The sequence below is a fragment of the Legionella brunensis genome, assembly GCF_001467025.1.
Lineage (GTDB): Bacteria > Pseudomonadota > Gammaproteobacteria > Legionellales > Legionellaceae > Tatlockia > Tatlockia brunensis.
This window is the reverse complement of sequence record NZ_LNXV01000004.1, coordinates 1-26,573: the sequence shown is the minus strand read 5'-3', so window position 1 is coordinate 26,573 and position 26,573 is coordinate 1. Positions and strand designations below refer to the sequence as shown.

Below are 26,573 nucleotides of genomic sequence, written 5' to 3'. Positions count from 1 at the left end.
GCTGAAATGGCATTATTAGTGCAAAAATTCGGGGGAACGTCGCTAGCTACGCTTGGACATATTAACCATGCAGCTGACATAGTGGCAAAAGCAAAGCAAGCAGGACATAGTGTAGTCGTCATTGTATCGGCAATGAGTGGTGAAACGGACAAGCTTATAGGATTTGCAAATAATATCAGTGAATATCCCGATGAGCGGGAGTACGCTGCATTAGTCTCAACTGGTGAGCAAGTATCCATGGCATTGATGGCCATGGCTTTAATTAATCGCGGAATCAAAGCTCGTTCGTATACTGGCGGACAGGCTCGAATTCAAACCTGTAATCAGTTCAAGAAGGCACGTATTCAAGCGATTGATACACAGCCTATATTAAAAGATATTGAACAGGGTACAGTTGTAGTGATTGCAGGTTTTCAGGGTATCGATAGGGATGGGAATATCACTACTTTAGGTCGTGGTGGTTCTGATACAACTGCAGTAGCCATTGCAGCAGCTTTAAATGCTGATGAGTGCCAAATTTATACCGATGTTGATGGGGTTTATACAACCGATCCCCGTATAGTACCTGATGCTAAGCGCTTGGAACAAGTTACATTTGAAGAAATGCTTGAGTTATCAAGCTTAGGAGCGAAAGTTCTACAAATTCGCGCTGTGGAGTTTGCGGGTAAATATAATATCCCATTACGAGTTCTATCTTCATCACAAGAAGGTCCTGGTACTTTAATTACTTACCAGCAAAAAAGTAGTATGGAGGCTCCTTTAGTAACAGGGATTGCTTTTAGTCGTAATGAAGCAAAAGTGACGTTATCAGGGGTTCCTGATTCTCCTGGAATCGCTTCAGGTATTTTAAGTGAAATTAGCGCTATTGGTGTTAATGTTGACATGATTGTGCAGCATTTGTCAGCACATAATAAGACAGACTTTACCTTTACTGTGCATCGTGATGAATATCAGTTGGCGTTAAAACAATTGCGCAAAGTTGCAAAAAATTTAAATGCTGAGGGGGTTGTGGGGGTAACTAGCCTTGCCAAACTATCTTTAGTAGGGGCAGGTCTTAAAAGCCATCCTGAAATTGCCTCAATCATGTTTAAAACCTTAGCTGCAAAAGGTATTAATATTCAATTAATTGCAACTTCAGAGATTAAAATTTCAGTATTAATTGATACGTTGTTACTTGATGAAGGAGTTCGCGCTCTCCATAGTGTGTTTCGTTTAGAGGGTGATAGCCGTGATGAATCACGCACCCTACCAATCGTTGCTGAGACAGATGCCTTGGCCGCTATCGGTAACATTAATACATAGGGATAAATATAAAATCCTGCGGTGAACAGCTGCTGGATTAATATAGGGCAGCAAACCAGGAATTAGTGCCATCGAGATAATAGGGAGTGGCCATGAGTTTTTTTAGCGAATTTAAACAATTTGCAATGCGTGGTAACGTAATGGATTTAGCTGTTGCAGTCGTAATAGGTGCTGCCTTTGGTAAAATTGTTTCTTCTCTTGTAGATGGTATTATTATGCCGCTAATTGGTTTATTACTGGGTGGCATAGACATTAGTAGTAAGGCGTTCAAAATTGGTGCCGCTGTGATAAAATGGGGCGCTTTTTTGCAAACGATCATTGATTTTACTATCATTGCCTTTTCAATTTTTGTCGCAATCAAATTTATTAACTTGTTACAAATTAAACGGGAAGAAGAGCCGGCAAAACTCACAAAGGAAGAGGCTATCTTGATTGAAATAAGAGATTTATTGCGCACAAAAACGAGTGATAAAAATGGTGGTGCTTAGTTAGATTGAAGGGAATTGCGAGTACTACAGATTTAGGTTTATTCAGGAAGCAAAGAGGATTTAAAAAATTCATGATGGGCAATTATTGATAAATATGATATTATTTGCGCAATTTTAAACCCTTGCTTTAGTTTGTCATTAAAAATAAGTAAGCTTCAACGCGTAACTTCTGATGAGAATTCCATTGATTAAAAAACAGTTTTTAGTTGTATTGCTTTTGTTAACGGTATTATCCACCTTAAGTTTTGCTCAAAAAAGAGAAATTGCAATCACTATCGATGATTTGCCTTTTGTAGGTGAAAGTCAAAACTTTCATTTGGATATGATCATCTCCACTCTTAAAAACAATGAGGTACCAGCGACCGGTTTTGTGATTGCTAAAGAAGTGACTCCCAAAAACATGAAAATGCTGCATAAATTTCACGATGCTGGCTTGGGGTTGGGTAATCATACTTATTCACATGTCAATTTAAACCACGTAAAGGCGAAAACTTATATTCAAGAAATAGATGCAGCTGACAAAATTCTTTTACCCGTTATGACAGAGCCTAAATATTTTCGCTATCCTTATTTAGCAATGAGTCAGGGAAGTAAAAAAGATGAAGTTCTCCATTTTTTAAACGCAAAGAATTATCAAATTGCCCCCATTACTGTTGATAGCAAAGATTTCTTATTTAACCAAATTCTATATGCGGTTCCAGAAAAGGAAAGACGAGGATTTTTAAGCGTTTTAAAAAAATGTTACATCGATTTTATTTGGCAGCAAACGTTAAAAGCTGAAGAACATAACCGTTTGGCCAATAAGCCTGACCAAGCGCAAATTTTGCTAATTCATGCGAACTTACTCAATGCCTATGTGCTACCTGATATCATTAATCTGTATAAAGAGAATGGTTTTACTTTTATCAGTCTAGAAGAAGCATTAAAAACAGCCGGCGAAAATCCCAAGCCCGTGATCAAAGAAGCTAGACCTAAATTTAAGCCACACCCAATACCTAAGCCACAACCTGTTCCACGTCGAGAATGGGTTAATCCTGATAATGTAGAGAACTACATGGAGTGGGATTAGATTCTGTTTCTCTACATTGATTTTTGGCGCCGGTGCTCAAAATCAATCTATTTAGCTCGAGCAAGTGAAATGTAGACTGACTTAAGATCAGAAAAGATTTAAATAAATTGTACTACACTAATAAGGAAGCTATTGATAGGGAATATTATGAGCGACCTACTGAATCTATTAGCCCTTATTATTGTTTTTGGGGTAGCTTTATGGTTAGTGAATGTGCTGATACCTATGCCTTCTGCCATTAAAACACTACTCAATCTGGTGGTTTTAATTATTTTAATTATTTATGTGCTGCAGTTTTTTGGAATAATACATACCGTACTGCCGCCCATAAGGCTTTTCCGCTAAAATTTCATCCTTTTATATACGGAAAAAGGCAATCGTGTAATTATTGCCATGATAAAACGCCAGAAAAAAGGGTGATAGATGAAGCGCTTGCCAGCCTTGCAGGCTCGCCAGCAGGCCTTAGCGCAAGCTTTGGGGGGAGAGGCGTAAAAAATTCCCGGACTACCATAGGTTTGGGCGGTATCAATAAAGCCTAATCGGGCAATAGTAATCTGCAGATTTTTTTTTGCGGCTTGCTGCAAACCTTCAAGGTATATCTCAATGGCCGCTTTGGTGCCCCCATAGAGGCTATTTTTACTTCGTCCACGACAGGCGGCGACAGAGCTTAAAAAAAATAAACGGTGCTGTGATTGGGGTTTTTGTAAATAAATGTGGATCAATTGCAAAGTGCTTAAGACATTGGTGTGAATTATATCTTCAATGGTTTTGAGGCTTAATTCATTATTTTGCAGGATTGCACTCTGTGCAATAAAAAGATCAAGTTCATTGCTTTTCCGCTGCAAAAATTCTAGCAAGGGGCTTATATCGCCTGAAAAATCAGTAAAGAACAACTCACAATTGACTTGATGTCGCAGACGAATATTGGCCGCTATGATTTCAAGCTGCTCCAGGTTGCGTCCCACGAGTATTAATTTTTGCTTCGCCTGTGCCGCTAAATGCGCAAATTCTTCAGCAATAACAGAGGTAGCGCCCAATATAAGCCAAGTTCTAGGAGAAGTCATGGAGTGATTCCTAATCGCTTACTCAGATCAGAAGACATAGGACTTTTGTAGTATGCTAGCAAATCAGTAAACTCCTCATGATGAGAGTACTGACAACGGAATTGTTCTTTAGTCAGGAATAAATCTTTAGCTAAATAACTTTTTCCTTCCATATTGGTAATGTATTGATTCATTGCACGAATTGCCGTTTGTGCTTGTGTGTTGTTAATAAAATCAATTGCTAAGGTAAATCCGGGCTGGGGAAAAGACAAGAGTCCGCAACCAGGTTGGGTAAAATATTTTAAGACGGCTAAAGTTGGAGTTGCACTTGCAGTCGTGATAATTGCTAATAATTCTTCGATAGTTTTCAGTGCGGTTTCTTGGTTAAAAACAGCTTGAAATTGTATTAGCCCTTTTTTACCGTATAAGCGATTCCAGTTATGGATTGCATCAAGAGGATTATTAAAATAATAAAGAGGTAATATTCGTTTTTGAGCTCGATAATGATTGAAATAATAGCGATTGAATAGTCGCATATTCCAATTGTTCACTAGCCGAAAAGGTATTTTGGGAATAGTCAGGTGATAGCGTGATTTAGAAGAAGTCTCTTCGGTATGATTGGCCATAGACAATAATGCACGTCGCTCTTGATTGAGCAAATCAAGCCAGGCCACTTGATAATCATACTGAATTCCCTGTAATTGCATTTGCTTAAGTAATGGCTCTAATTCAAAATATTTTTCAGTTTTTGTAAGTACGAAATGAGGTGCTTGACGCATATGAATAGCAAGGCGTTTGATAATACCTGTTAAACCTAACCCACCAATTGTCGCATAAAAAAGCTCTCTATTTTTTTGCGGACTGCAAAAAAAGGATTCATTTTCTAATTGTAACTCTATCCAGGCTATATGCTGACCAAAACTGCCGGCATGGTGATTGTTCTTGCCGTGGATATCATTGGCAATGCCGCCGGCAAGCGTTGCGCGTAAAGTTCCAGGAATTACAGGAGGAACATATCTGGGATTTACTGCAAAAAGATCAGCAAAACTTACTCCGCCTTGGGCAATTAAGATTCCTGTGGCTTCGTCAAAGGAAAGAAGATGGTTCAAGCGTGTGGTATCGACAATGACTCCTTCGTGATTAACACAACAATCTCCATAACTAGAACCATTGCCGCGGGCTAATAGTCTGGGGGCATGAGTAAAAACTTTCGAGATTTGGGCCTCATTGTCCGGACGCAAACAGCGGGAACTGGTTTTTATAGAGTTGCTGAAGTTTGAGAGTCGTTTAGTTCTACTGAGCATGTGTTTATCATAGTCCTTTTCTGTCTTCGAAATGGCAAGGACATAGCTTGAATCGAAGGTTATTGTCTCTTGGGAGAATTATTAAACTTCTACCTAAAAACCAGGCTTTAACATAAGTGTGGCATGTTTTTTTCAAAAACGAAAATAGGTTTTTATGCCATTGTTTTCGTCTTGCTCCTATTGTCCTTAGCGACCTATTGTTTTTGTAATGAGATTTGAACAAATGTAGAGTTGGCACGTCATTTGCTTTATGCATCTTGCATGGTCAGTATAGCAATAGCGGCTTGAGGCTCTTACAGGAAAGTTATGGCGGAAAAAGAAGTTTTATCACAGGAAGAAATAGATGCTTTGCTAAATACAGTTGATGAAGAGAGTTCTACCAAACAAGAAGGTGGTAATGCTTCAGATACAACGGAGTCATCTAACGTTGACCACAACCGTGATGAACATGTTCAGGTACTTAACTTCACAAGCCAGGAAAGAATTGTTCGTGGTGAATTACCGGTACTGGACAAGATTCATGATAGAGCCGCGCGCTTTTTCGCAAATGATATTTATCAACTTATGGCCAAGGATTTACAAATCAAACAAGAGGCATTATCGATTGTTAAACATCGGGAATTCCTAAGCAGTTTGCCTAACCCCACACTGATGACCATCCGACGTTTTAAGCCTTTACGAGGTAAGGCCTTAATCTTATTTGATAGCACTTTTGTTTATGACTTGGTTGATTATTACTTTGGGGGCAGCTCACAATTTTTAGCGCAAACTAGCAGAACAGATTTCACAGCGACAGAACTTAGAGTTATGGAAATTATCATTGAAAAGTTGGTTCATAATATTGAGCAAGCTTGGGCTCCCATAATTAAATTAGAAGCGATAAAAGTAGGTGATGAGACAAACCCCCAACTTGTTCACATCGGTGAGCCTAATGAATTGCTTTTAGTTAGTCGTTTTAATCTTGATTTTGGTAAAGAGATGGGTTCTTTTTCTTTCGTAATTCCCTATTCAATGGTTGAGCCTATCAAACAGCAATTAGAACTGGGTGCTGCTCGTCCTGATGACGAAATTGATCCGAATTGGGTTATGTCTTTAAAGGAAGAATTAGTGGATGTGGAGTTAACAGTAAGTTCTGTGATGGCGCAAACAAGTAGCACTTTAGGCAAAGTCATGGAATGGCAAGTGGGCGATTTTATTCCTATGGAAAGGAATGAAGAAGTCACCTTGGATATTGAAGGTACCCCCGGGTTTACGGCAACTATGGGAAGTGCTAATGATAAAAGAGCAGTAAAGATTATAAAAAAAATAAGTTATTAGGGGAGTTGAATGAGCGAGCAAATGGATCCAGCGTCTGCAAATGGAGCTGCAACACAAACAAATAATGTTTCACAAGATGCTGATGTGGAGAAAATGGAATTAATTTTGGATATTCCTGTCGCGGTAACCGTGGAAATAGGAAGAACCAAAATGACTATTCGTAATCTCCTACAACTTAATCAGGGTGGAATTGTAGCATTGGATCGTTTAGCGGGTGAGCCATTAGATGTATTAGTGAATGGGACTTTGGTTGCTCATGGAGAAGTAGTGGTGGTCAATGACAAATTTGGAGTGCGATTAACGGACATTGTTAGCAAAGCAGAAAGGATTAAGCGTTTACGATGAGAGGTCGGTTTTGTTTATTTTGGATGTTATTTCCAGTAACTGTATGGGCTAATAACAAAGCTGGCAATAGTCCTTCAATAACTAATGGTGAACTTTTACGAGTAATGGCAGGACTCCTGCTCGTTGTCGGTGTTATCGTATTTTTATCGTGGTTATTGCGGCGAGTTAACAGTGCTGGTTTAGGTAATACAAATGGATTTAAGGTGATCGTAAGCATGAGTTTAGGGACAAGAGAAAAAATAATGTTGGTTAATATTGGAAATCGTTTTTTGTTGTTAGGAGTTACCTCAGGAAGTATTAATACCCTTCATGATTTCGGTGAAGAGTTACCCGCAGGCTTTTTATCAGAGAGCAAAACTTCATTTACTGAATTTCTTAAAACGGCTCTCGGAAAATCATAAAAAATGAGAAAAATTATAATTCTTTTATATGCTATTTTTTTGCTTGCTTTTCCATGGTTTGTACAAGCTGCGACGACGTCGTTACCGGCAGTAACAGTTTTAGGGGAGCCTAATGGCGGTCAAACCTATAGTGTTAACTTGCAAATCCTGATTTTTATGACCTTGCTAAGTGTTTTGCCGGGATTGCTGATGGCAATGACGGCATTTACGCGCATTATCATTGTGCTATCTATCTTGCGGCAGGCAATTGGAATGGCGCAAACTCCTACCAATCAGATATTAATCGGCATTGCACTTTTTCTAACTTTTTTTGTGATGTCTCCTGTATTTACACAAATTAATCAACAAGCCCTGCAACCTTATTTGTCCGATGAAATAGAGTTTCCTCAAGCGATGCAAAAAGCACAAGCGCCTTTGCGTAATTTTATGCTGAATCAAACGCGTAAAAATGATCTGTCATTATTCGAAAAATTTAATAATAACTCCCCGGGTACACTTAATGATGTTCCTATGAGTGTATTAATTCCCGCTTTTGTGACTAGTGAATTGAAAACGGCTTTTCAGATTGGCTTCATCCTTTTCCTACCTTTTTTAATTATCGATTTAGTGGTTGCTAGCGTATTAATGGCAATGGGGATGATGATGCTATCACCATTAATTATTTCTTTGCCTTTTAAAATTATGTTGTTTGTCATGGTGGATGGTTGGACGTTGGTATTGGGCTCACTTGCATCGAGTTTTGCTACATGAAGAGTTAAGGAATTGGTCATTTTTGCTAGGAATGACAAATTTAGTTACGGACAATAAATACAGGAATAGTTAAGCGGACACTTGAGCTTAATACTCTTAAACCTAAGGAGAGGGGATGACACCTGAAACAGTCTTGTCGTTATTTAGCGAAGGCACTTACGTGATGATACTTATGTTGACTGTTTTAATTATTCCGGGGCTTATTGTTGGTTTATTGGTGGCAATGTTTCAGGCAGCAACCCAAATTAACGAAATGAGCTTAAGTTTTATCCCCAAATTGTTGATTACTTTTTTCGTTTTGGTGTTTGCAGGTCCCTGGTTGTTAAAAACTATTGTGAATTACACTGATTCTTTAATTAGTAATATCCCTTATTTAATAGGTTAAGTATGAACATCAATTACCCCGAGATGATTAATCTATTTAGTAAAGTAATCTGGCCTTTGCCGCGAATCAGTAGTTTGTTTCTTACAATGCCTCTAATTTCTTCAGTGATGGTACCTGCACGAATCCGTATCATTTTTGCCATGGTTTTGGCTTTTTTATGTGCACCGATAATCGCTGACAATTTATCTTTATTACATTTTAATGGTCGCTATGTCGCTTTTCTTACCTATGAAATACTACTTGGGATTTTGATGGGTTTTATTTTGCAATTGGTATTTCAGATTTTTATCCTAGGGGGACAAATCGTTGCAATGCAGGCAGGTCTTGGTTTTGCTGTCATGGTTGATCCAGCAAGTAAGGCTACTGTGCCTTTAGTAAGTCAATTTTATTTAATGCTTATTAGCTTGGTTTTTCTCAGTCTAAATGGACATCTAGCTGTTTTAAATGCTTTGCTTAATAGTTTTCGTGAAATGCCTGTAGGGCAAGTAGATATTAGTTTGTCGGCCTTGGGTGGTATTTTGACATTTTCAGGATGGATGTTTAAAGAAGCCATGCTAGTTGCTCTACCTGCCATTCTAGCGTTACTCATTGTTAACTTGGCTTTTGGGGTGATGACCCGCGTAGCGCCACAGCTTAACATTTTTTCCATGGGTTTTCCGCTGACACTTTTGATGGGTATGGTCATTATCCATATTAGTTTGCCTGGTGTATCGACACAGATTGCTGAGAGTCTTGAACAAGGGATGCAACTTATTATGGGACTTTTACATTAATGGCTGAAGAAGAACAATAATGGCTGAAGAAGAACAATCCCAGGAAAAAACCGAACAGCCTTCGCCCAAGCGACTTAAAGAAGCAAGAGAAAAAGGGCAAGTTGCACGCTCCAAGGATTTTAATGCCACCTTGCTGTTACTGTTTTCTGGCGGGGGAATTTTTCTTTTTGGGCATTATCTAGCAGAGCAATTTATGCAAATGATGCGTCAAGCTTTTGACTTTGATAGTACTATTTTAAGAACGCCATTGCTCTTGGTAGAACGACTTTATTTTCTAGTTCGTGAGGGATTCTGGGCTATTTTGCCGTTGCTGCTTGTCATTTTAGTGCTTTCCATATGTGCCCCATTATTGATGGGGGGATGGGTTTTTAGTTTGGAAGTTTTGCAGCCAAAATTTTCTCGCCTTAGTGTATTAAAAGGTTTAAAGCGCATCTTTTCACTCAAAGGATTCGTTGAGATGGTCAAAGCATTAGTGAAGTTCCTGCTAGTCGCGGCAGTGGCTATTGTTGTATTGAAATGGCAAATTCCATTTCTACTTAGCCTTGCAGATTTCTCATTGGCAACTGCTATAAGTAGTGGATTAGGGGCTGTCGCGCAATCATTTTTGATTATCAGTGCCAGTCTTATTCTGATTGCGGCAGTCGATGTACCATTTCAATGGCATGAGCATAATAAACAGCTGAAAATGTCTAAGCAGGAATTAAAGGATGAATACAAAGAAACAGAGGGTAAACCCGAAGTAAAAAGTCATATCCGTAAAGCCCAGCAGGAAATGGCTAGAAAACGAATGATGAGTGAGGTACCCAAAGCAGATGTTGTGCTTACAAACCCTACTCATTATGCGGTGGCACTTAGTTATAAAAAAAATGGGAATCGTGCCCCAGTAGTTATTGCTAAGGGGAAGGATTTAATTGCTTTACAAATCAATAAAGTCGCTTTGGCTAATAAAGTTCCTTTATTAACTGTTCCGCCCTTAACAAGAGCAATCTATTTTTCAACTGAATTAAATGCAGAAATTCCGCGAGGACTTTATGTCGCTGTGGCCCAGGTGCTTGCTTATATTTTTCAGCTTAAAGATAAACAAAATTACGATAAAAATCCGGATTTTTTGCAAAGTTTGCCAATACCCGATGAGTTAAAACGTGCTGAGGAGAGCGCATAATGAATGCGGCATTACAAATGATACGTCAATGGATGCGCCAAGGTTTGGGTACACCACTGATGCTTATCATCATGTTGAGTATGATGATATTGCCTTTACCGGCATTTTTTCTCGACATTCTTTTTACATTTAACATCGCGCTCTCTCTGATAGTTCTCTTGGCAGTAATTTATAGTGATAGACCCTTGGATTTTGCAGTATTTCCCACGGTTATTTTAATAGCTACCTTGTTACGATTATCACTCAATGTTGCTTCCACGCGGGTAGTATTGCTTCATGGTCATACTGGTACAGATGCCGCAGGTCAAGTTATTCAATCGTTCGGTGAAGTAGTTATTGGTGGCAACTATACAGTGGGACTCGTGGTATTCATTATTTTGGTAGTTATCAATTTTGTGGTGGTTACCAAAGGGGCTGGACGTGTATCTGAAGTCAGTGCTCGTTTTACCCTGGATTCTTTACCGGGTAAGCAAATGGCCATTGACGCTGATCTTAATGCAGGGCTAATTAATCAAGAGCAAGCTGTTAAGCGCCGTGCAGAAGTTGCTCAGGAAGCAGATTTCTATGGTTCGATGGATGGTGCTAGTAAATTTGTGCGTGGGGATGCAATTGCAGGTATTCTGATTTTGTTAATTAACGTGATTGGGGGATTAGTAATTGGTGTGGTTCAGCATGGTATGAGTTTAAGCGACGCGCTACACAATTATATTTTACTCACAATAGGAGATGGATTGGTGGCACAGGTTCCTTCTCTAGTTCTATCAACAGCAGCAGCCATCATGGTTACACGTGTTTCAAGCGCGCAAAATATGGGTAACGCTGTGGTAAATCAGGTCTTTGGCAATCCGCGTTCTTTAATTATTGCTGCAGCAATAATTGGCATCATCGGGTTAATCCCAGGAATGCCACATATCGCATTTTTGATCCTAGCAGTGGGTTTGGGAGGGATTGCTTACATGCTCATTAAACAACATAAACAAAAAGCTAAAGCAGAGAAAATTGCTGAATCAACGGCCAATACTGGTGCTGAAGCTAAAGGCAGCGAACTGTCTTGGGATGATGTTAATCCAGTTGATGTTATTGGTCTTGAGGTAGGTTATAGACTTATCCCTTTAGTGGATAGTACTCAAGGCGGAGTTTTACTGTCACGAATTAAAGGAGTACGTAAAAAAATATCGCAAGAACTTGGTTTTCTTATCCCGACAGTACACATTCGAGATAATCTCGATCTGAAGCCGAATCATTACCGCATTAGCCTTGCCGGTGTTGTGATGGGTGAGGCGGCAATCTTTAATGACAAATGGTTGGCAATTAACCCTGGACAAGTTTTTGGAGAATTAGACGGCCAAGCCACTAAAGATCCGGCTTTCGGGTTGGATGCTATCTGGATTAATGAGAATCAAAAAGAGCATGCGCATACTTTCGGATACACTGTGGTGGATGCTTCTACGGTTGTAGCTACTCATTTGAGCCAAATTCTTGAAGAGAACAGTTACCAGCTCTTAGGTTATGAGGAGACACAACAATTACTAGATAAATTAGCGGGAGCATCACCTAAATTGGTCAAAGAACTTGTCCCAGATGCTTTGTCTTTGGGGGCTGTCAACAAAGTACTACAGGGTTTATTGGTGGAGCATATTCCGTTATCTGACATTAGAACAATTGTCGAAACATTGGCAGAATCAGCTTCTAAGTCTAAGGACACAGAGTATTTAATAAGTCAGGTACGTGTGGCGTTATCACGTCTGATAACGCAAAAAATCAGTGGATTGAATCAAGAACTGCCGATTATTACCTTAAAACCCGAATTGGAACAGTTATTGCAAAACACAATTCAAAATAGTGGCGGACAAGGAGTTAGCTTTGAGCCAGGTATGGCTGACAAAATTCAGCAATCTCTGGTGCAGCTGGCAGCACAGCAGCAAGCCAAACAGGAATTGGCCGTTTTAGTAGTGCAACCTGGGATACGATCTGTTCTGGCACGGTTTGTGCGTAATATTTCAAGTAACTTACATGTTTTATCTTATCAGGAGATTCCTGATAACAAACAAATACGAATTATTGGTACAGTCGGTTAATAAGGTGGAGGCCTTATGAAATTAAAACGCTTTGTTGCGCCAGATACGCGAAGCGCAATGCAACAAATCAAAGCGACTTTCGGTCCTGATGCGGTAATTTTGTCAAGTAGCCGTGTTGAGCACGGTGTCGAGATTGTGGCTGCGGTAGATTTTGATGAGACTGTACTTACTGCTCAGGCCGCTATTGCTAGTGCTGAGCCTGTCAGTCAGAGAAATGAGAATCTATCTTCAGCATCGCCTTTAGATGATATGCGTGAAGAAATTCAGACATTGCGTGGCATGCTGGAAGCACAAATACGTGGGCAAGCTGGCTATGGAAAACAACCGCTTCATGCTTTATTGACACAAAAATTATTAGACTTAAGTGTTAGTCAACTCACTGCATCAAAGTTGGTGAGTCAGATTAACCCAAGCCTTAATCAACACAGGGCATGGCAACAAGTTCTCAGTCATTTTTCTGACGCTTTACCTATCCGTAACCTTCCACGCATCGAAGAAGGGGGAATTTATGCGTTTGTTGGTCCTACAGGAGTTGGTAAAACAACTACCTTGGCAAAAATAGCTGCACGTTTTGCCCTGCGTTTTGGAGCCGATAAGCTGGGTTTAGTAACGATGGATACCTATCGTATGGCGGCTCATGAACAATTGATGTTGTACGGTAAAATACTCGGTGTTCAAGTTTGCATTGCCCAAGATGATGTATCGCTTGCTCGAGTGATACGGCAATTAAGTGATAAAAAATTAATTCTTATTGATACAGCCGGTATGAATCCAGCGGATAGTCGCGTTAAAATTCAAATGGAGTTACTAAGCTCAAAACTACATTCCATCTCTACTGTTTTAGTATTGCCGGCAACAAGTCATTATCAGGTTCTAATGCATGCTATTACCCATTATGGCATTGAGCGTCTTGAACAATGCATTATTACTAAGTTGGATGAGTCTGTGGCGCTGGGTGGTGTTTTAAGTACTGTAGCAGAAACAGGACTTGAAACCAGTTATTTAACGCACGGACAACGTGTGCCTGAAGATATTAAAATGGCGACTCGCCATCAACTGATAGAACAATTTACTGAGCAAGAAAAATTACTTCAAGGTAATGAGCATCATTCGCAATTAGAGATTGCAAGGGGGCTGTATGTCGAAGAATAGAAATATTGCTGATCAAGCAGCAGGACTTCGCAATCTAGCTCGTTCAAAGCCAGTAAAAGTTATTGCTATTGCGGCTGGTAAAGGGGGAGTAGGTAAAAGTAATATCTCCGTCAATTTGGCAATTGCATTGGGGCAAAAAAATAAAAAAGTCTTATTACTGGATGCAGATTTAGGTTTGGCCAATGTGGATATTATGTTGGGCTTGCATGCGAAATATAATCTCTCACATGTTGTTCAAGGGCTCTGTCGACTCAGCGATATTATGTTGCAAGGTCCAGAGGGGGTGCGCGTAATACCTGCTTCTTCAGGTACTGACTACATGACTCAACTGAGTGCGGCTGAGCATGCTGGCATTATCGATGCTTTTAACGAGCTTACCGATGATGTCGACTACATGATTATTGACACTGCTGCTGGTATTTCCGATACCGTATTAAGTTTTGCTCGTTCTTCCCAAGAACTTATCGTCATTGTTTGTGATGAACCGACTTCTTTAACAGATGCCTATGCGCTTATCAAGGTAATGACTAAGCGCTATGAATGGAGCCATTTCCATGTTTTAGCAAATATGGTGCGTAGCATAAAAGAAGGGCGAGAGCTTTTTAACAAACTTTACCGTGTGGCAGAGCATTTCTTAAATGTACGTTTGGATTATATTGGCGCTATCCCTTTTGATGAGCGAGTACATGATGCGGTTAAAAAACAAAAGCCTGTACTTTTGGCATATCCTGATTCAAATGCAACAAAAGCAATTTTGCAACTTGCTACCAAGATAGAGGATTGGCCCTATAAACATGCATTAGGAGGTAATACCAGTTTTTTTCTTGAGCGTCTAGTTACTGGAGAACACTAAAGGGAATTACAGCTTGTCTCGATAAGGATTAGCCCCTATTAGGATTAGTCCTTGACGGAAAGACTAAGGAGAAATCGTGGATGCTTTGGCTGCGTATAGCAAAGTGAATCAACAGACACAGGAAATGCTGGTAAAAACCCATGCATTAATGGTGAAACGAATTGCTCATCATTTACTCGGACGGCTACCGTATTCTGTACAGCTTGATGATCTGGTGCAAGCGGGCATGCTAGGATTGCTGGAGGCAGTAAGACATTATGATGCGACGAAAGGCGCATCATTTGAAACTTATGCAGGAATTCGAATTCGTGGGCATATGTTGGATGAGGTTCGACGCAATGATTGGGTCCCACGTTCCGTTTATCGTAATGCACGTATGATTTCAGAGGCAGTCAAAAAAGTAGAAAATCGTTTAGGTCGTGATGCAAAAGATCATGAGGTGGCAAGTGAGCTTAATTTAAGCCTTGATGAATATTATGAGATATTAAAAGACTCCGCCGGAAGCCAGTTGTATGGTTTTGATGACCTCGGGGTTACTGATGACATTTTAAAAATTGATACTGGAAATGCTTCTACGGAGCCCCATATTAATGTATTGCAAGAGGATATGGTTAATCAACTTTCTCAAATCATAGATAGTCTGCCCGAGAAAGAACGCTTGGTACTGTCTTTGTATTACGAGCAGGATCTCAACTTAAAAGAAATTGGTGAAGTACTCGGTGTCAGTGAATCTCGGGTTTCTCAAATTCACAGCCAGGCAACTCTTCGCATCAAATCCCGACTACCGGAGTGATATCACTATGGATGGTTTGACATTACTTGGATTAATTACTGCTTTTTCAGCGATCATCGGGGGGCAAATGTTTGAGGGAGGCGAAATTCACTCTCTCTTTAATTTACCCGCTTTGCTTATCGTTTTGGGGGGGACTGTGGGAGCTGTAATGATTCAAACTCCTTTTCGCACGTTCAAGCGGGCATTCAGAATTCTTCCATGGATTTTTCGTCCACCAGAACAACCATTTGATAGGAGTCGTGAGCAGCTGATTGACTTGTCTCGACGAGCAAGGCAATTTGGTTTGCTTTCATTAGAAGAGCATATAGAGCGGGAAAAAAATCAATTAATGCGCCAAGGATTGGAATTGTTAGTGGTTGGTGTTGATAAACAAACAATAAGGCAAGTTCTTGAATCAGAGATTATACGGACTGAAGATCAAGACATGCGTGCTGCACATGTTTTTGAAAGTATGGGAGGCTATAGCCCCACCATAGGTATTTTAGGAGCTGTATTAGGCTTAATCCAGGTTATGCGTAATTTGGCAGATCCCAGTGAGTTAGGGATAGGTATTGCTGTTGCGTTCGTAGCTACGATTTATGGAGTAGGATTTGCCAATTTAATGTTTCTGCCAATAGCCAACAAAATAAAGAGTTGTATTGCTAATCAAATGCACCATGATGAAATGATTGTCGAAGGATTAGTCTCCATGGCAAGTGGCGAGAGTCCAAATATGCTAAACTTGAAATTAAATAACTACGGACATCACCATCAGAATGCACGGAAGAAAAAAGAAAGCGGATAGCCACGAAGATACTCACCGTTGGGTAGTATCCTATGCAGATTTTATTACGTTACTATTTGCCTTTTTTGTAGTGATGTATGCTATTTCTTCAATTAATGTTTCCAAGTATAAATCTATGGCACAAGGCATGCATTCAGCTTTTGCTAAAAAAGGGGATAAGAAGCCTGTTGTCGATGAGGCTAATCCTAAAGAGCCAATTAGTCCAACGGCGACCTCGACGCCTAAAGATCCTTTTGGTGAGCTTGTTAGATCATTAGCAAATCTTGAGGATTCTGATTATCAAATGAATCCACAAGATGGGTGGGTAGAGCTAGATATTAAAGCTGGGGCTCTATTTGAGAGTGGCAGTGCAGAGCTAAGACCGATTGCCTTTGTGAAATTAATGCAAATTGCTGATGTTATCAGGAAGCTTCCTTATCCAATTGCTTTAGAAGGTTACACTGATAATCTTCCTATTAGTACGTCTCAATATCCTTCTAACTGGGAGCTATCAGCAGCAAGGGCTGCTTCTGTTGCACGGATGTTAACAATGTTTGGGGTAGCCCAAAGTCGTATTACGGTAACAGGTTTTGGTGATCAATATCCCGTTGCTGATAACGCGACAGAAGATGGACGTGCTAAAAATAGACGGGTTAACATGATAATTGCCAAAGACAAAACAGTTCCGCGATTATTAAATCCAGCAATTATTATGAAAAATCCAAAGCTTACAATTGATGATGAGGAAGAGGATAAAGAAACCCCGAATAAATCAGATAAAATCAAGACAATTAAAAAAGCTGACACGAGTAAGGAACCATTATGACAATTGCTTTAATTACGATGTTATTCTTAAGTCTATTTTTTTTCAGTGTGATTCGCCGTTATCAAAAGTCTTTGGAAGAGTTAAAGCAGCATATCCAGGGGATAACGCAAGAGCTAAAGCAGCTTCAACGAAGTTACACTGTTTTAGTCAATGCTGACTTAGGATTTGCGAAACAAGCTGCAGAAATTAATCGTCAGCTTGTCAGTATGGATAACCAGTTACAAGCGTTAGAAAACAAGCGTGATAATGATGGAGGTTATCAGCATGCATTACGCATTCTCGAAATGGGTGGTGACAAAGAGGAAATTATCAACAGTTGTCACCTATCCAATGCAGAAGCTGAGTTATTAATGAATTTAAATGCCTATCGTACTGTTTTGAGAACAAATCCTAATTTAACGAATATATAAAATTGTTTGTTCTCACGATAAAAGGAGAAGACTATGGCTGTTTTTCTTAACCATACAATCATAGCTGCTCATGACAACCAAGCATCAGCAGAATTTTTAGCTGAAATTCTTAATCTTCCTAAGCCTACCCATTGGGGGCCTTTTGTGATGGTGCAGACTGGCAATGAAGTTAGCCTAGATTTCAAAAAAGCCAAGGGAGAGATCCATTCTCAGCATTATGCTTTTCTGATTAGCGAGACAGAATTTGATGAGATTTTTAAGCGAATCCAAGAAAAAAATCTCAGTTATTGGGCAGACCCCGAACAATCTAAACTTGGTGAAATTAATCACTGGGATGGCGGTAGAGGCGTTTATTTTGAAGATCCTAATGGCCATCTTATGGAGATTATTACCCGTCCTTATGGTTCGCGTAGTGCGCGTAGTTAATGTTATGATGAATTAAAAGTTGAGCAAAGAATCATGATTGATTAATTTTTAATCATAAAATAATATTTACTTATCGTGTTGAAATCAACGCAGAGTTTGCAAAAGATGAACTTTTGTCTGAACAGGAATATAATAACATCATCAATTTTAACTAATGCTTCTTATGGAAAAAATAAATCTACAAGATAAATTTGCTTTATTTCAGGAGTATTGGTCACCAAAAATTGTTGGTGATTTAAATGATTCTCATGTCAAACTTGCTAAATTTAAGGGTGAGTTTGTTTGGCATAAGCATGAGAATGAAGATGAGTTATTTTTGGTTGTCAAAGGTAAACTTCTGATCAAATTAAAGGATAAAGACATTCACCTCAGCGAAGGAGAATTTGTAATTATTCCTAAGGGTATTGAACATATGCCTATAGCTAAAGAAGAGGTTCATGTTATATTGATCGAACCTAAAGCGACTTTGAATACTGGTGATGTAACATCTGAGCTAACTAAAAATCAATTAGATAGACTATAGTGAAACGGGATATTAAAATTAAGTCGATTTGTCTACAATTCCCCTCTTATTCTCTTTTAAATAATTTGAGGCCATAAATGGATCAATTGCTTCATACTTTGGATACGGATAGTATAGATTCCTTGACTGTCGAGGCTAAGCAACAAGCGTTAGTTTCTCTGGAAGCAGGGCAGGTGATTTATCTACCTTTTTATTCGTTCCCTCTAGATGCTAACGAGCAAGACCAATTACTCTCCGATAAGATATTAGATGGTAAGCATAAAAATCTTAGCTTTGACTATCAAACAAAAAAATTGGGGGGAATTGACTCTCATCCTGATAACTCTGCGCTCATTGTATTGTTAAAGAGTTTTATGCAACGCTATGCCGAGTTTGCTAAAGAGCTGCTTATTAACATGTTACCTGAGTATGAAAATGGGCTTCTTTGGGGAAGAACCAGTTATAGGCCTGCGGAAATTAAGGGACGGAGTAGCTCAAGACGTAAAGACGATACTCGTTTACATGTCGACTCTTTCCCTGCAACTCCTGTCAATGGACAAAGGATTTTGCGTGTTTTTACAAATATTAATCCTTATGGTGAGCCACGAGTTTGGCATTTAGGTGAGCCTTTTGATAGGGCAGTTGCACGTTTTTCTTCAAGTATTCCACCATATAGCCGCACAATCGCTAAATTATTGCAATTAATTAAAGTCACTAAAACTTTGCGCTCGGCATATGATCATTATCAGCTTAATTTACATGACAGCATGAAATTAGATGAAGGGTATCAGCGAACAGTTAATAAACAACGCATAGAATTCCCTGCCCATAGCACTTGGGTGGTATTTACGGATCAAGTCTCGCATGCAGCTTTAAGTGGTCAATTTTTGCTGGAGCAAACGTTTTATTTGCCTGTTCATACTATGAGTAACCCCGAGTTATCTCCATTGAAACACTGGGAGAGAGAGAAAAAATTAGCTGTTTTAGCGTAATTGAATTTTGCTTGAAAATGGGGCTCCCGCGGTTAATGCTGCGGGATTTCGTAAACCATCTTAAACAATAACGATTTATACTATCGCACATCTCCACTGCAAAGACCCGGGAGCTATCTAGTTTTGCTAAGAATCCTATCTATGGTCAGAAATTAGCTTTAGCTGTACAATAATGCCCTTAATAAAAAACTGAAAGGGCACTCATGTTGGAAGTAAATCAAATCAATCTCACTTTGGCTGATTTGGATAAGCGAATTACAGCGCTTAGGAGGTATCTTTGACTTTGATCATAAACGTGAGCGTTTAGAAGAGGTAGTTCGAGAACTAGAATCTTCAGAAGTATGGAATAATCCTGAACATGCCCAAGCTTTAGGTCGTGAACGCGCCCAACTGGAAGCAATAGTGCACCAATTAGAACAGTTAGGGCAATCTATTGTCGATTTGACAGAGCTTTTCGAATTAGCGCGTGCAGAAGAAGACGATTCGATGGTTACTGATGTGGCTAACGAAATGGTGGCCATTGAGCAACGTGTCGCTGGTTTAGAATTTCGACGCATGTTTTCCGGTGAAATGGACTCTTCGAATGCTTATTTAGATATTCAATCGGGTTCGGGGGGAACGGAGGCACAAGATTGGGCAGAAATGCTGCTTCGTATGTATTTGCGCTGGGGAGAGCAGCATGGTTTTACAACTGAACTAATTGAATGCTCTGCTGGTGAGGTTGCGGGTATTAAGAGCGCGACAATTCATTTTACGGGTGAATATGCTTACGGTTGGCTACGAACTGAGACTGGTGTTCATCGTTTGGTGCGGAAATCTCCTTTTGATTCGGGGAATCGTCGCCATACTTCTTTCGCTGCCGTTTTTATTTCGCCTGAAATAGATGACGACATTGACATCGAGATTAATCCAGCGGATTTACGTATAGATACTTATCGTGCATCAGGGGCTGGTGGTCAGCATGTTAACCGAACTGATTCTGCGGTACGTATTACCCATGCTCCTAGTGGGATTGTTGTTCAGTGTCAGACTGATAGAAGCCAACATAAAAATAAAGATCAGGCAATGAAGCAATTGCGCGCTAAACTGTATGAAATGGAAATGCAGAAAAAAAATGCTGCGCAGCAAGCGTTGGAAGCAAGTAAATCTGATATTGGTTGGGGATCTCAAATTCGCTCTTATGTGCTTGATCAATCGCGAATAAAGGATTTGCGTACCGGAGTTGAAACAAGTAATACACAAGCAGTTTTAGACGGTGATTTAGACCAATTTATTGAGGCCAGTTTAAAGGCGGGAGTAGGGGAAGAATGACAGAAGAACATTTAGATGAAAGTGAAGTTTATCAAATTCGTAAACAAAAATTAGCTGATTTGCGTAATAGTGGGTTTAATTTCCCTAATAAATTTCGTCGCCATGATTTAGCGATTGATTTAATGAATCAATACGCTGAAATAGAAAAAGAAGCTTTGGCAGAGCGGCATATTAAAGCCACCGTTGCAGGACGTATTGTTCTACGCCGAATAATGGGTAAGGCTAGCTTTTTTCATATCCAGGATGTTTCTGGTCGTATGCAGATTTACATTCGTCAAAACGATTTACCTGAGCTTTATGAACAATTTAAGCATTGGGATTTAGGCGATATCGTTGGGGTGAGTGGTGAGTTATTTAAAACAAACACAGGCGAGCTAACGGTTAATGCTGAACATGTTGAACTACTCACGAAGTCTTTGCGTCCTCTACCTGATAAATTCCATGGTTTGGCTGATCAAGAAGTGCGTTATCGCAAACGATATGTTGATCTAATTGCGAATGAAGAGAGCCGTAAAACATTTTTATTGCGTTCAAAATTAATAAAAGCGTTTCGACAATTTATGGATAGTAAGCAATTCCTGGAAGTTGAAACACCTATGATGCACCCTATTCCTGGGGGAGCAATTGCGCGTCCTTTTATTACTCACCATAATACCTTGGATATGCAGATGTTTTTGCGTATTGCTCCTGAGCTTTATTTAAAGCGCTTGGTTGTGGGGGGGTTTGAGCGCGTTTATGAAATTAATCGTAATTTCCGCAATGAGGGTATTTCTACTCGTCACAACCCTGAATTTACGATGGTGGAATTTTATCAAGCTTATGCGGATTACAATGACTTAATGGATTTTACTGAAGAATTATTACGTTATTTATGTGATGAAGTTTCGAGTACACAACAAATCGTGTACCAAGATAAGGTAATTGATTTTTCAAAACCTTTTGCAAGAATGACGGTTAAAGAAGCTATTTTGCATTATCATCAAGACTTGGCTCATGGTCAACTTGATACAGAGGATGATTGCAAAGCAGTGCTGAATCGCTTAGGCATTGCTTATAAAGAGACTGATGGTTTAGGCAAGTTGCAGATGTTGATTTTTGAAGAAACTGTTGAGCATTTGTTAATTCAACCTACCTTTATCACGGCTTATCCAACCGAAGTGTCTCCTTTAGCAAGACGCAACGACATTGATCCGGAAGTTACCGATCGGTTTGAGTTTTTCATAGCAGGCCGTGAAATTGCCAATGGTTTTTCTGAATTAAATGATGCTCAGGATCAAGCAGAGCGCTTTCAAAAACAAGTAGAAGAGAAAGATGCTGGTGATTTAGAGGCGATGCATTTTGACAGCGATTATATCGAGGCTCTGGAGTATGGAATGCCTCCTACTGCTGGTGAAGGAATAGGGATTGATCGCCTAGTTATGTTATTTACGGATTCACCTTCTATACGTGATGTGATTTTGTTCCCGCATTTACGGCAAAATTAAGAATCCCGCAAAAAGGCAGCTAAGCTGCCTTAGCCTAAAAAAGCAGTTTGACCTCGAAAGTCTACTGCTTTTTTAGGTTTATTTTTTTCTGAAACATTTTTCGCTTTGCTTCTTATCTATAATAAATTTATGGACAAGGAGAATTTCATGGATACCGACAAAAAACTAGAGGAGATAGAGCAGCTTTTACGCAGTATGGAATATAAAATTGATGAGTTTATGTCGCAGCTTGATAGTATTGAAAATTTATTAGATGAACGATTTGATGAATTACTTACTAGAGCTCAAGAGAAACAATCGTAATTTTAAGCTTCTCTATGTCATTAGATGATTTAATATTTCCAGTAGAGTTATATACCTCTCAAAGTACTATCCATTGCTTTTTCAAAAAGTGGCATGCTAACCAATTCCAGTGACAAAATTTACAAAGATGAGACGTGTAATACCATGTACACCTCATTGTGGGCACGCACTGCTCGGGATAAAGATCTGTAATTCGTCAAACTTATAAAAGCTATGGGACAAGCAGTTGCACATAATGGTGTCATGAGTCTCTGGGATGTTATGACTTAGCGCATCATATATTTGGATGACCTTGCTACTACTCTTATTGCGTTTATGGAGCAATCGCTCCATGTTTTCACCAGAGTGACGTTGGCTGTTATAAAACAGAGCAATTCTATGGCTGCCATGGTGGGCCAATATTCCCGTTGTGACGAATCGTATCAACGATTCTAAGAACGGTATCATCATTGTGAATTAAAGAACCATTCGCCGCTATTTCTTCTAATGCCGGGAATGTTTCCTCAGGTAAGTTTGATGATTGCACTAATGCAATGATTTGCTCAATTTCATCTTGTGATTTTTCAATGACCATTGGTAAGTCTTTTGCTGGTGTCATTTAGTAACCATGCTTCATTTTGGGGCAGCAAGGTTAACTAGCATTCGTAATAAAATCAATAGGTTATTTGGGAAAATAATCATCCACTCTGTTTGCTGCAAAGTCACCATGGAGTAATAGCTTTACAAGGATCCTATTGAAATAAAATAATTTTTATTTCTCCATATCAGTGTTAAAGTTCGGTCATATTTTCGCCGCATTTATTCTAGAATGAGATGGGATAAAAATGAAATTACACGAACTTCGACAGATATTAAAAGAATACGATCAAACATGGTACGTGCGTAAATATTTTTATGGGGATCATGAACGGGCTAAGAAGTTTAGAAATTACGTACAAAAATTCAATACTTTTCAAGATGATTATGAGTTAACTGCTTCTGATATATTTAGGCTGCTTAAAAAAATACCTGAAATAGCTGCTGTTGGTAGTAACTTGCAATTTATCGAATCTATAAGCAATAAGCTTGGTGATAACTACTTATTCGAAATTTATACTATTTTAAATAGCGCTAAGCTAATTACTGAACATAATTTTCAAATTATTTATGGTCTTCCGCATCAAGGACGCTCTCTTTTACAGAACTTATTTTGTGGTTTGCCATCTCAGCGAATTGCTTTAAATTCTGAAATTCTTGCAACTGTTTTAGCAATCGCTTCACAGTCAACTTATTATTCTCAAGCAGCTGAGCAATCTTTAAGATTTTTGCATATCAGAAATCACCTTACTACAACTGCACTCAACTTACTTGTCGGAAAAATAAAAGAAATACATACTATTTTTCAGATACTCCAAGAACTTGATAAAGCAAAATGTTTGAATGATACATGCTTAGAATATTTTGCTCAGCGAGAATCTCTTTATTCAGTCGATACTTTAATTTCCTTGCTAAATCGCGCAAAAATTACTCTTAGTAATGAACTCATTAAATCAATATGCACGAATAGCAACATTCATTATCTCGTAGAGATTGTATCAACATTATTTGATTCTAAGGAATTTCTTTTAAAGATTGAAACCCTCACAATGCTCTTAAAGCAAGACTTCCAATTTTTCTTAGAAAAAAATTCAGCCTTAAAATTACTCCAGAAAAATGATTTGCTTGATGAAAAAGCATTTGATCATGTTTGTACTAATGATATTTTTTCATTAAAGCAAATATTAGAAATTTTATCAGATAAATCCTTGTTAAAGGAAAATAAAGAAATAATTAGTAAGGTAATTAATAAAGAGTTTGATGGCTATCGATTCTATAGAGCAATTGGCTATTTACAAAAAGCAAATTTGTTAGATCAAGACTCAGTTACTTCTTGTTTTAAATTAATTTTAATAAAACCAAAAGCTGAGTTATTTAAAACAGATGTTTTTAGTTTATTTGAGTTATTTGATAAGAGTAATTTTATTATTAGCAATGAAAAATTAAAGGCTCTCTTTTCTTTGTCTGATTCTAATCTTCAGCGATTTTATGGAATGGTATCGAGGCTTATAACAAATAAACTATTAGATCAAAATTCATTTGAAAAAGCATTTCAAAGAGTCACTGCAAAATTACCACCCGTTTTAGAGTCTACTGTAAGCAAAAATAGTAGAAAAAAAACAAATGCTCCACGTTCTGAATTTACGTTAGACAATAAAAATGGTTTCTTTATAGAACACAGTAAGCAATATGAAAGCGGCGGTTTTGGTAAGGTTAAAAAGGGTTATAGTTCTCCTGACTCAGCTGAGCCTATCTATGGTATTAAAAAGTTAAACGAATCAGATCCTACTAAAGCTCAAAATGCGGCCATCCGAGAAATTAAATATCATCGATTACTTGGACGACAGGCATTTTATTTTTCAAGAAACGGAGCAACAAGCATTGTTTCAGAATGGCAACATGAAAAAAGTGTAGATCAATATACTTCGAGTGAACTATTGCAAGTTTCAATAGAGAAACGACTCCGCTGCCTAAGCTCAGGCCTATCTGATCTTAATATTTTGCACCAATACTATCGAATTCATGGCGATGTGAAGTGTCAAAATTTTATTCTAAATTTAAACAATATATCTATGAAACTCATTGATTTTGGTACTTCACATAAAAGAGGTTCATCTAAATCTTTTGGGTGGACTACCGCATATAGTGATCCTCATACTTTTGGGGATCACTTCTGCAAAGATCTTTATGCTATGGGGATTGTAACCATGTATTTATTCCCAGAAATATATACAGTTTCTTTTGATAAAGATAAAGCAAATATCTCTGTTAATAAAACTAGTTTCACAATTGTGGAGCAATCTATTGTTAATCTTGTTAATTCAATGATGCATTCAAATATTAGTTCAAGATGTACCAGTGAAGATGCGTTACACTACTGCAACGAGTTAATTACTCATTTTAATCAAATGGATGAGAAGCTTTTAGGAACAATAGCAAACTCTACTATCAGTCGTGTTGTTCCAACGGTTGAGCATATGTTTCGTATGTAATTAGCAAATGGCTAGTATATGAATTACATATTAAAAGGTGAAGTTTCTGCAAACTTGCTGAAACTTCACAATAACTGTAACTCTTTTACAACTGATTAAAATCCAACCACCATTATAACTAGTCTGACTAGTTAATAAAGGGTATTTAAAATGCAATCTTGGCAACTGCAAGAAGCTAAAGCACATTTGAGCGATTTAGTAAAAGAGGCGAGCTCAGGAAAACCTCAAGAAATCACTTTAAGAGGTAAACCTACAGTTGTGGTTTTATCTACTGAACTTTATGAGAAACTAATCAAACCAAGACCCAATTTAGTTGATTTTTTACGTAAATCTCCATTGATGGATGTTGATTTAGAAACTGTTAGAGATAAAAGTGGAATGAGAGATATCGAATTATGAAATATTTATTAGATACTAATATTATTTCAGAGCTTGTAAAACCAAGACCTAACGAAAGGGTTGTTCAATGGGTTGGTGAAAAAGACAGCTCAATATTATATATAAGCGTTATTACTTTAGGAGAGATAAGAAAAGGGATAGGTGGAATAACTGATTCATTAAAATATGAAAAGATATCTCAGTATTTAGAAACTGAATTACCAAATTATTTTGAGGATCGAATTTTATCAATTGATAGAGATGTAGCTGGCACCTGGGGACAAATACAAAGTCAGTCCAAAAGCAAACCATTAACTGCCATTGATTCTTTAATTGCTGCGACTGCAAAAGTACATAATCTTAAACTTGTCACAAGAAATACGAAAGATTTCATCAATACCCCAATTGATTTACTTAATCCTTGGGAGTAACGGTACTGAATTAAAATGGGCATATCGAAACTTAAGATTCTAAAATAACTGCATCTTAAATCCTTTTTCAATCCTATTTAAAATAATGTCAGGTTCTTGTCGTTGTAGTGTCGTGTTTAAAAAAGCTCTAAGTTGGTAAATTGCTCCAGGTTATATGAGGAGATTTTAAAATGTATAATAATATGAATTTAGAAATTGTCCCAAAAGAACTGGGATTGGTTATTTCTTCTGATCGTCAGGAACGAGGTTGGAGTCAAGAAACATTAGCACAATTAGCTAAAATATCACCGCGAAGTTTGCAAAGAATGGAAAGTGGCAATGGAGCGAGGATGCAGACAAAAAGATGTTTAGCAATAGTATTTGAAATTGAAGATTTGAGAGTGTTCATCTAACTGTGTCACCTCATTGATTATCTAAGTGTCAGGTTCATACGGTCTTCAAAATAAATATGAAGCTGAGACGCG

Annotated in this window: 31 protein-coding genes; 28 read left to right on the top strand and 3 right to left on the bottom strand. The window is 38.4% G+C overall.

The window, feature by feature from the left end; translation table 11 throughout:
- The first annotated feature begins 6 nt into the window (after window positions 1-6).
- The 4 genes from Lbru_RS01770 (at window position 7) to Lbru_RS01755 (ending at window position 3,204) form a co-directional block, all read left to right on the top strand.
- Complete coding sequence (locus Lbru_RS01770; protein WP_065235409.1) at window positions 7-1,302, top strand: aspartate kinase; 1,296 nt, start codon at window positions 7-9, stop codon at window positions 1,300-1,302.
- 92 nt (window positions 1,303-1,394) lie between these two features.
- Window positions 1,395-1,790, top strand: a complete 396-nt coding sequence (gene mscL, locus Lbru_RS01765; RefSeq protein WP_058440469.1) for a large-conductance mechanosensitive channel protein MscL — start codon at window positions 1,395-1,397, stop codon at window positions 1,788-1,790.
- Between the two features lie 172 nt (window positions 1,791-1,962).
- On the top strand, window positions 1,963-2,859 hold the full coding sequence (locus tag Lbru_RS01760; protein ID WP_058440468.1) for a polysaccharide deacetylase family protein: 897 nt from the start codon (window positions 1,963-1,965) through the stop codon (window positions 2,857-2,859).
- Between the two features lie 147 nt (window positions 2,860-3,006).
- Window positions 3,007-3,204, top strand: coding sequence for a Thivi_2564 family membrane protein (locus tag Lbru_RS01755; protein ID WP_058440467.1), 198 nt, complete (start codon window positions 3,007-3,009; stop codon window positions 3,202-3,204).
- Here the strand turns inward: Lbru_RS01755 and Lbru_RS01750 are convergent.
- Together Lbru_RS01750 and Lbru_RS01745 are read right to left on the bottom strand one after the other, a co-directional pair.
- Window positions 3,201-3,923, bottom strand: coding sequence for an SDR family NAD(P)-dependent oxidoreductase (locus Lbru_RS01750; RefSeq protein ID WP_058440466.1), 723 nt, complete (start codon window positions 3,921-3,923; stop codon window positions 3,201-3,203). The genes Lbru_RS01755 and Lbru_RS01750 overlap by 4 nt on opposite strands.
- Window positions 3,920-5,206 (bottom strand): FAD-binding oxidoreductase, encoded by a 1,287-nt coding sequence (locus Lbru_RS01745; RefSeq protein ID WP_058440465.1) that lies wholly within the window; start codon window positions 5,204-5,206, stop codon window positions 3,920-3,922. Before Lbru_RS01745 ends, Lbru_RS01750 begins: the two co-directional genes overlap by 4 nt.
- A gap of 306 nt (window positions 5,207-5,512) precedes the next feature.
- Between Lbru_RS01745 and fliM the strand changes: the two genes are divergently transcribed.
- From fliM to Lbru_RS17030, 20 genes are all read left to right on the top strand, one after another.
- On the top strand, window positions 5,513-6,523 hold the full coding sequence (fliM, locus tag Lbru_RS01740) for a flagellar motor switch protein FliM (protein WP_058440464.1): 1,011 nt from the start codon (window positions 5,513-5,515) through the stop codon (window positions 6,521-6,523).
- 21 nt (window positions 6,524-6,544) lie between these two features.
- Window positions 6,545-6,868: a flagellar motor switch protein FliN gene (gene fliN / locus Lbru_RS01735; protein WP_420795298.1), complete on the top strand. Its 324-nt coding sequence runs from the start codon at window positions 6,545-6,547 to the stop codon at window positions 6,866-6,868.
- Window positions 6,865-7,269, top strand: a complete 405-nt coding sequence (gene fliO / locus Lbru_RS01730) for a flagellar biosynthetic protein FliO (protein WP_083500793.1) — start codon at window positions 6,865-6,867, stop codon at window positions 7,267-7,269. The genes fliN and fliO overlap by 4 nt, the downstream gene beginning before the upstream one ends.
- Before the next feature lie 3 nt (window positions 7,270-7,272).
- Window positions 7,273-8,019 (top strand): flagellar type III secretion system pore protein FliP, encoded by a 747-nt coding sequence (fliP, locus tag Lbru_RS01725; protein ID WP_083500792.1) that lies wholly within the window; start codon window positions 7,273-7,275, stop codon window positions 8,017-8,019.
- A gap of 115 nt (window positions 8,020-8,134) precedes the next feature.
- Complete coding sequence (fliQ, locus tag Lbru_RS01720) at window positions 8,135-8,404, top strand: flagellar biosynthesis protein FliQ (protein WP_058440462.1); 270 nt, start codon at window positions 8,135-8,137, stop codon at window positions 8,402-8,404.
- Window positions 8,405-8,406: 2 nt separating this feature from the next.
- Window positions 8,407-9,177 (top strand): flagellar biosynthetic protein FliR, encoded by a 771-nt coding sequence (gene fliR / locus Lbru_RS01715; protein ID WP_058440461.1) that lies wholly within the window; start codon window positions 8,407-8,409, stop codon window positions 9,175-9,177.
- A gap of 19 nt (window positions 9,178-9,196) precedes the next feature.
- Window positions 9,197-10,339, top strand: a complete 1,143-nt coding sequence (flhB, locus tag Lbru_RS01710) for a flagellar biosynthesis protein FlhB (protein ID WP_058440460.1) — start codon at window positions 9,197-9,199, stop codon at window positions 10,337-10,339.
- Window positions 10,339-12,417, top strand: coding sequence for a flagellar biosynthesis protein FlhA (flhA, locus tag Lbru_RS01705; protein ID WP_058440459.1), 2,079 nt, complete (start codon window positions 10,339-10,341; stop codon window positions 12,415-12,417). The genes flhB and flhA overlap by 1 nt, the downstream gene beginning before the upstream one ends.
- Window positions 12,418-12,432: 15 nt before the next feature.
- A complete protein-coding gene (gene flhF / locus Lbru_RS01700) occupies window positions 12,433-13,569 on the top strand; it encodes a flagellar biosynthesis GTPase FlhF (RefSeq protein WP_058440458.1) in 1,137 nt (378 codons plus the stop codon).
- Window positions 13,556-14,422: a MinD/ParA family protein gene (locus Lbru_RS01695; RefSeq protein WP_058440457.1), complete on the top strand. Its 867-nt coding sequence runs from the start codon at window positions 13,556-13,558 to the stop codon at window positions 14,420-14,422. The genes flhF and Lbru_RS01695 overlap by 14 nt, the downstream gene beginning before the upstream one ends.
- Window positions 14,423-14,498: 76 nt before the next feature.
- Window positions 14,499-15,215: an RNA polymerase sigma factor FliA gene (locus tag Lbru_RS01690; RefSeq protein ID WP_058440456.1), complete on the top strand. Its 717-nt coding sequence runs from the start codon at window positions 14,499-14,501 to the stop codon at window positions 15,213-15,215.
- Window positions 15,216-15,222: 7 nt separating this feature from the next.
- A complete protein-coding gene (locus tag Lbru_RS01685; protein WP_058440455.1) occupies window positions 15,223-15,999 on the top strand; it encodes a flagellar motor protein in 777 nt (258 codons plus the stop codon).
- Complete coding sequence (locus Lbru_RS01680) at window positions 15,971-16,804, top strand: OmpA family protein (RefSeq protein ID WP_058440454.1); 834 nt, start codon at window positions 15,971-15,973, stop codon at window positions 16,802-16,804. The genes Lbru_RS01685 and Lbru_RS01680 overlap by 29 nt, the downstream gene beginning before the upstream one ends.
- Window positions 16,801-17,214 (top strand): DUF2802 domain-containing protein, encoded by a 414-nt coding sequence (locus Lbru_RS01675; RefSeq protein ID WP_058440453.1) that lies wholly within the window; start codon window positions 16,801-16,803, stop codon window positions 17,212-17,214. The genes Lbru_RS01680 and Lbru_RS01675 overlap by 4 nt, the downstream gene beginning before the upstream one ends.
- Window positions 17,215-17,247: 33 nt before the next feature.
- Window positions 17,248-17,640: a VOC family protein gene (locus Lbru_RS01670; protein WP_058440452.1), complete on the top strand. Its 393-nt coding sequence runs from the start codon at window positions 17,248-17,250 to the stop codon at window positions 17,638-17,640.
- A 163-nt stretch (window positions 17,641-17,803) separates the two neighbouring features.
- Window positions 17,804-18,163 (top strand): cupin domain-containing protein, encoded by a 360-nt coding sequence (locus tag Lbru_RS01665; protein ID WP_058440847.1) that lies wholly within the window; start codon window positions 17,804-17,806, stop codon window positions 18,161-18,163.
- Window positions 18,164-18,240: 77 nt separating this feature from the next.
- Complete coding sequence (locus Lbru_RS01660; protein WP_058440451.1) at window positions 18,241-19,134, top strand: Kdo hydroxylase KdoO; 894 nt, start codon at window positions 18,241-18,243, stop codon at window positions 19,132-19,134.
- 203 nt (window positions 19,135-19,337) lie between these two features.
- A protein-coding gene (gene prfB, locus Lbru_RS01655; RefSeq protein WP_131793601.1) for a peptide chain release factor 2 occupies window positions 19,338-20,445 on the top strand; the annotation gives its coding sequence in 2 pieces (ribosomal slippage) (window positions 19,338-19,412 and window positions 19,414-20,445; 1,107 coding nt in all).
- Window positions 20,442-21,929, top strand: a complete 1,488-nt coding sequence (gene lysS / locus Lbru_RS01650; protein ID WP_058440449.1) for a lysine--tRNA ligase — start codon at window positions 20,442-20,444, stop codon at window positions 21,927-21,929. The genes prfB and lysS overlap by 4 nt, the downstream gene beginning before the upstream one ends.
- A gap of 147 nt (window positions 21,930-22,076) precedes the next feature.
- On the top strand, window positions 22,077-22,232 hold the full coding sequence (locus Lbru_RS17030; protein ID WP_157061475.1) for a hypothetical protein: 156 nt from the start codon (window positions 22,077-22,079) through the stop codon (window positions 22,230-22,232).
- 376 nt (window positions 22,233-22,608) lie between these two features.
- On the opposite strand, the gene Lbru_RS01645 is transcribed toward Lbru_RS17030, so the two are convergent.
- Window positions 22,609-22,830, bottom strand: a complete 222-nt coding sequence (locus Lbru_RS01645; RefSeq protein ID WP_058440448.1) for a hypothetical protein — start codon at window positions 22,828-22,830, stop codon at window positions 22,609-22,611.
- 226 nt (window positions 22,831-23,056) lie between these two features.
- On the opposite strand from Lbru_RS01645, the gene Lbru_RS01640 reads away from it, so the two are divergent.
- The 4 genes from Lbru_RS01640 to Lbru_RS01625 all read left to right on the top strand — a co-directional run bounded on the left by Lbru_RS01640 (window position 23,057) and on the right by Lbru_RS01625 (window position 26,501).
- Window positions 23,057-25,300 (top strand): protein kinase domain-containing protein, encoded by a 2,244-nt coding sequence (locus tag Lbru_RS01640; RefSeq protein WP_058440447.1) that lies wholly within the window; start codon window positions 23,057-23,059, stop codon window positions 25,298-25,300.
- 150 nt (window positions 25,301-25,450) lie between these two features.
- On the top strand, window positions 25,451-25,699 hold the full coding sequence (locus tag Lbru_RS01635; protein WP_058440446.1) for a type II toxin-antitoxin system Phd/YefM family antitoxin: 249 nt from the start codon (window positions 25,451-25,453) through the stop codon (window positions 25,697-25,699).
- A complete protein-coding gene (locus tag Lbru_RS01630; protein ID WP_058440445.1) occupies window positions 25,696-26,109 on the top strand; it encodes a type II toxin-antitoxin system VapC family toxin in 414 nt (137 codons plus the stop codon). Before Lbru_RS01635 ends, Lbru_RS01630 begins: the two co-directional genes overlap by 4 nt.
- Before the next feature lie 170 nt (window positions 26,110-26,279).
- A complete protein-coding gene (locus Lbru_RS01625) occupies window positions 26,280-26,501 on the top strand; it encodes a helix-turn-helix domain-containing protein (RefSeq protein WP_058440444.1) in 222 nt (73 codons plus the stop codon).
- Window positions 26,502-26,573 lie beyond the last annotated feature (72 nt).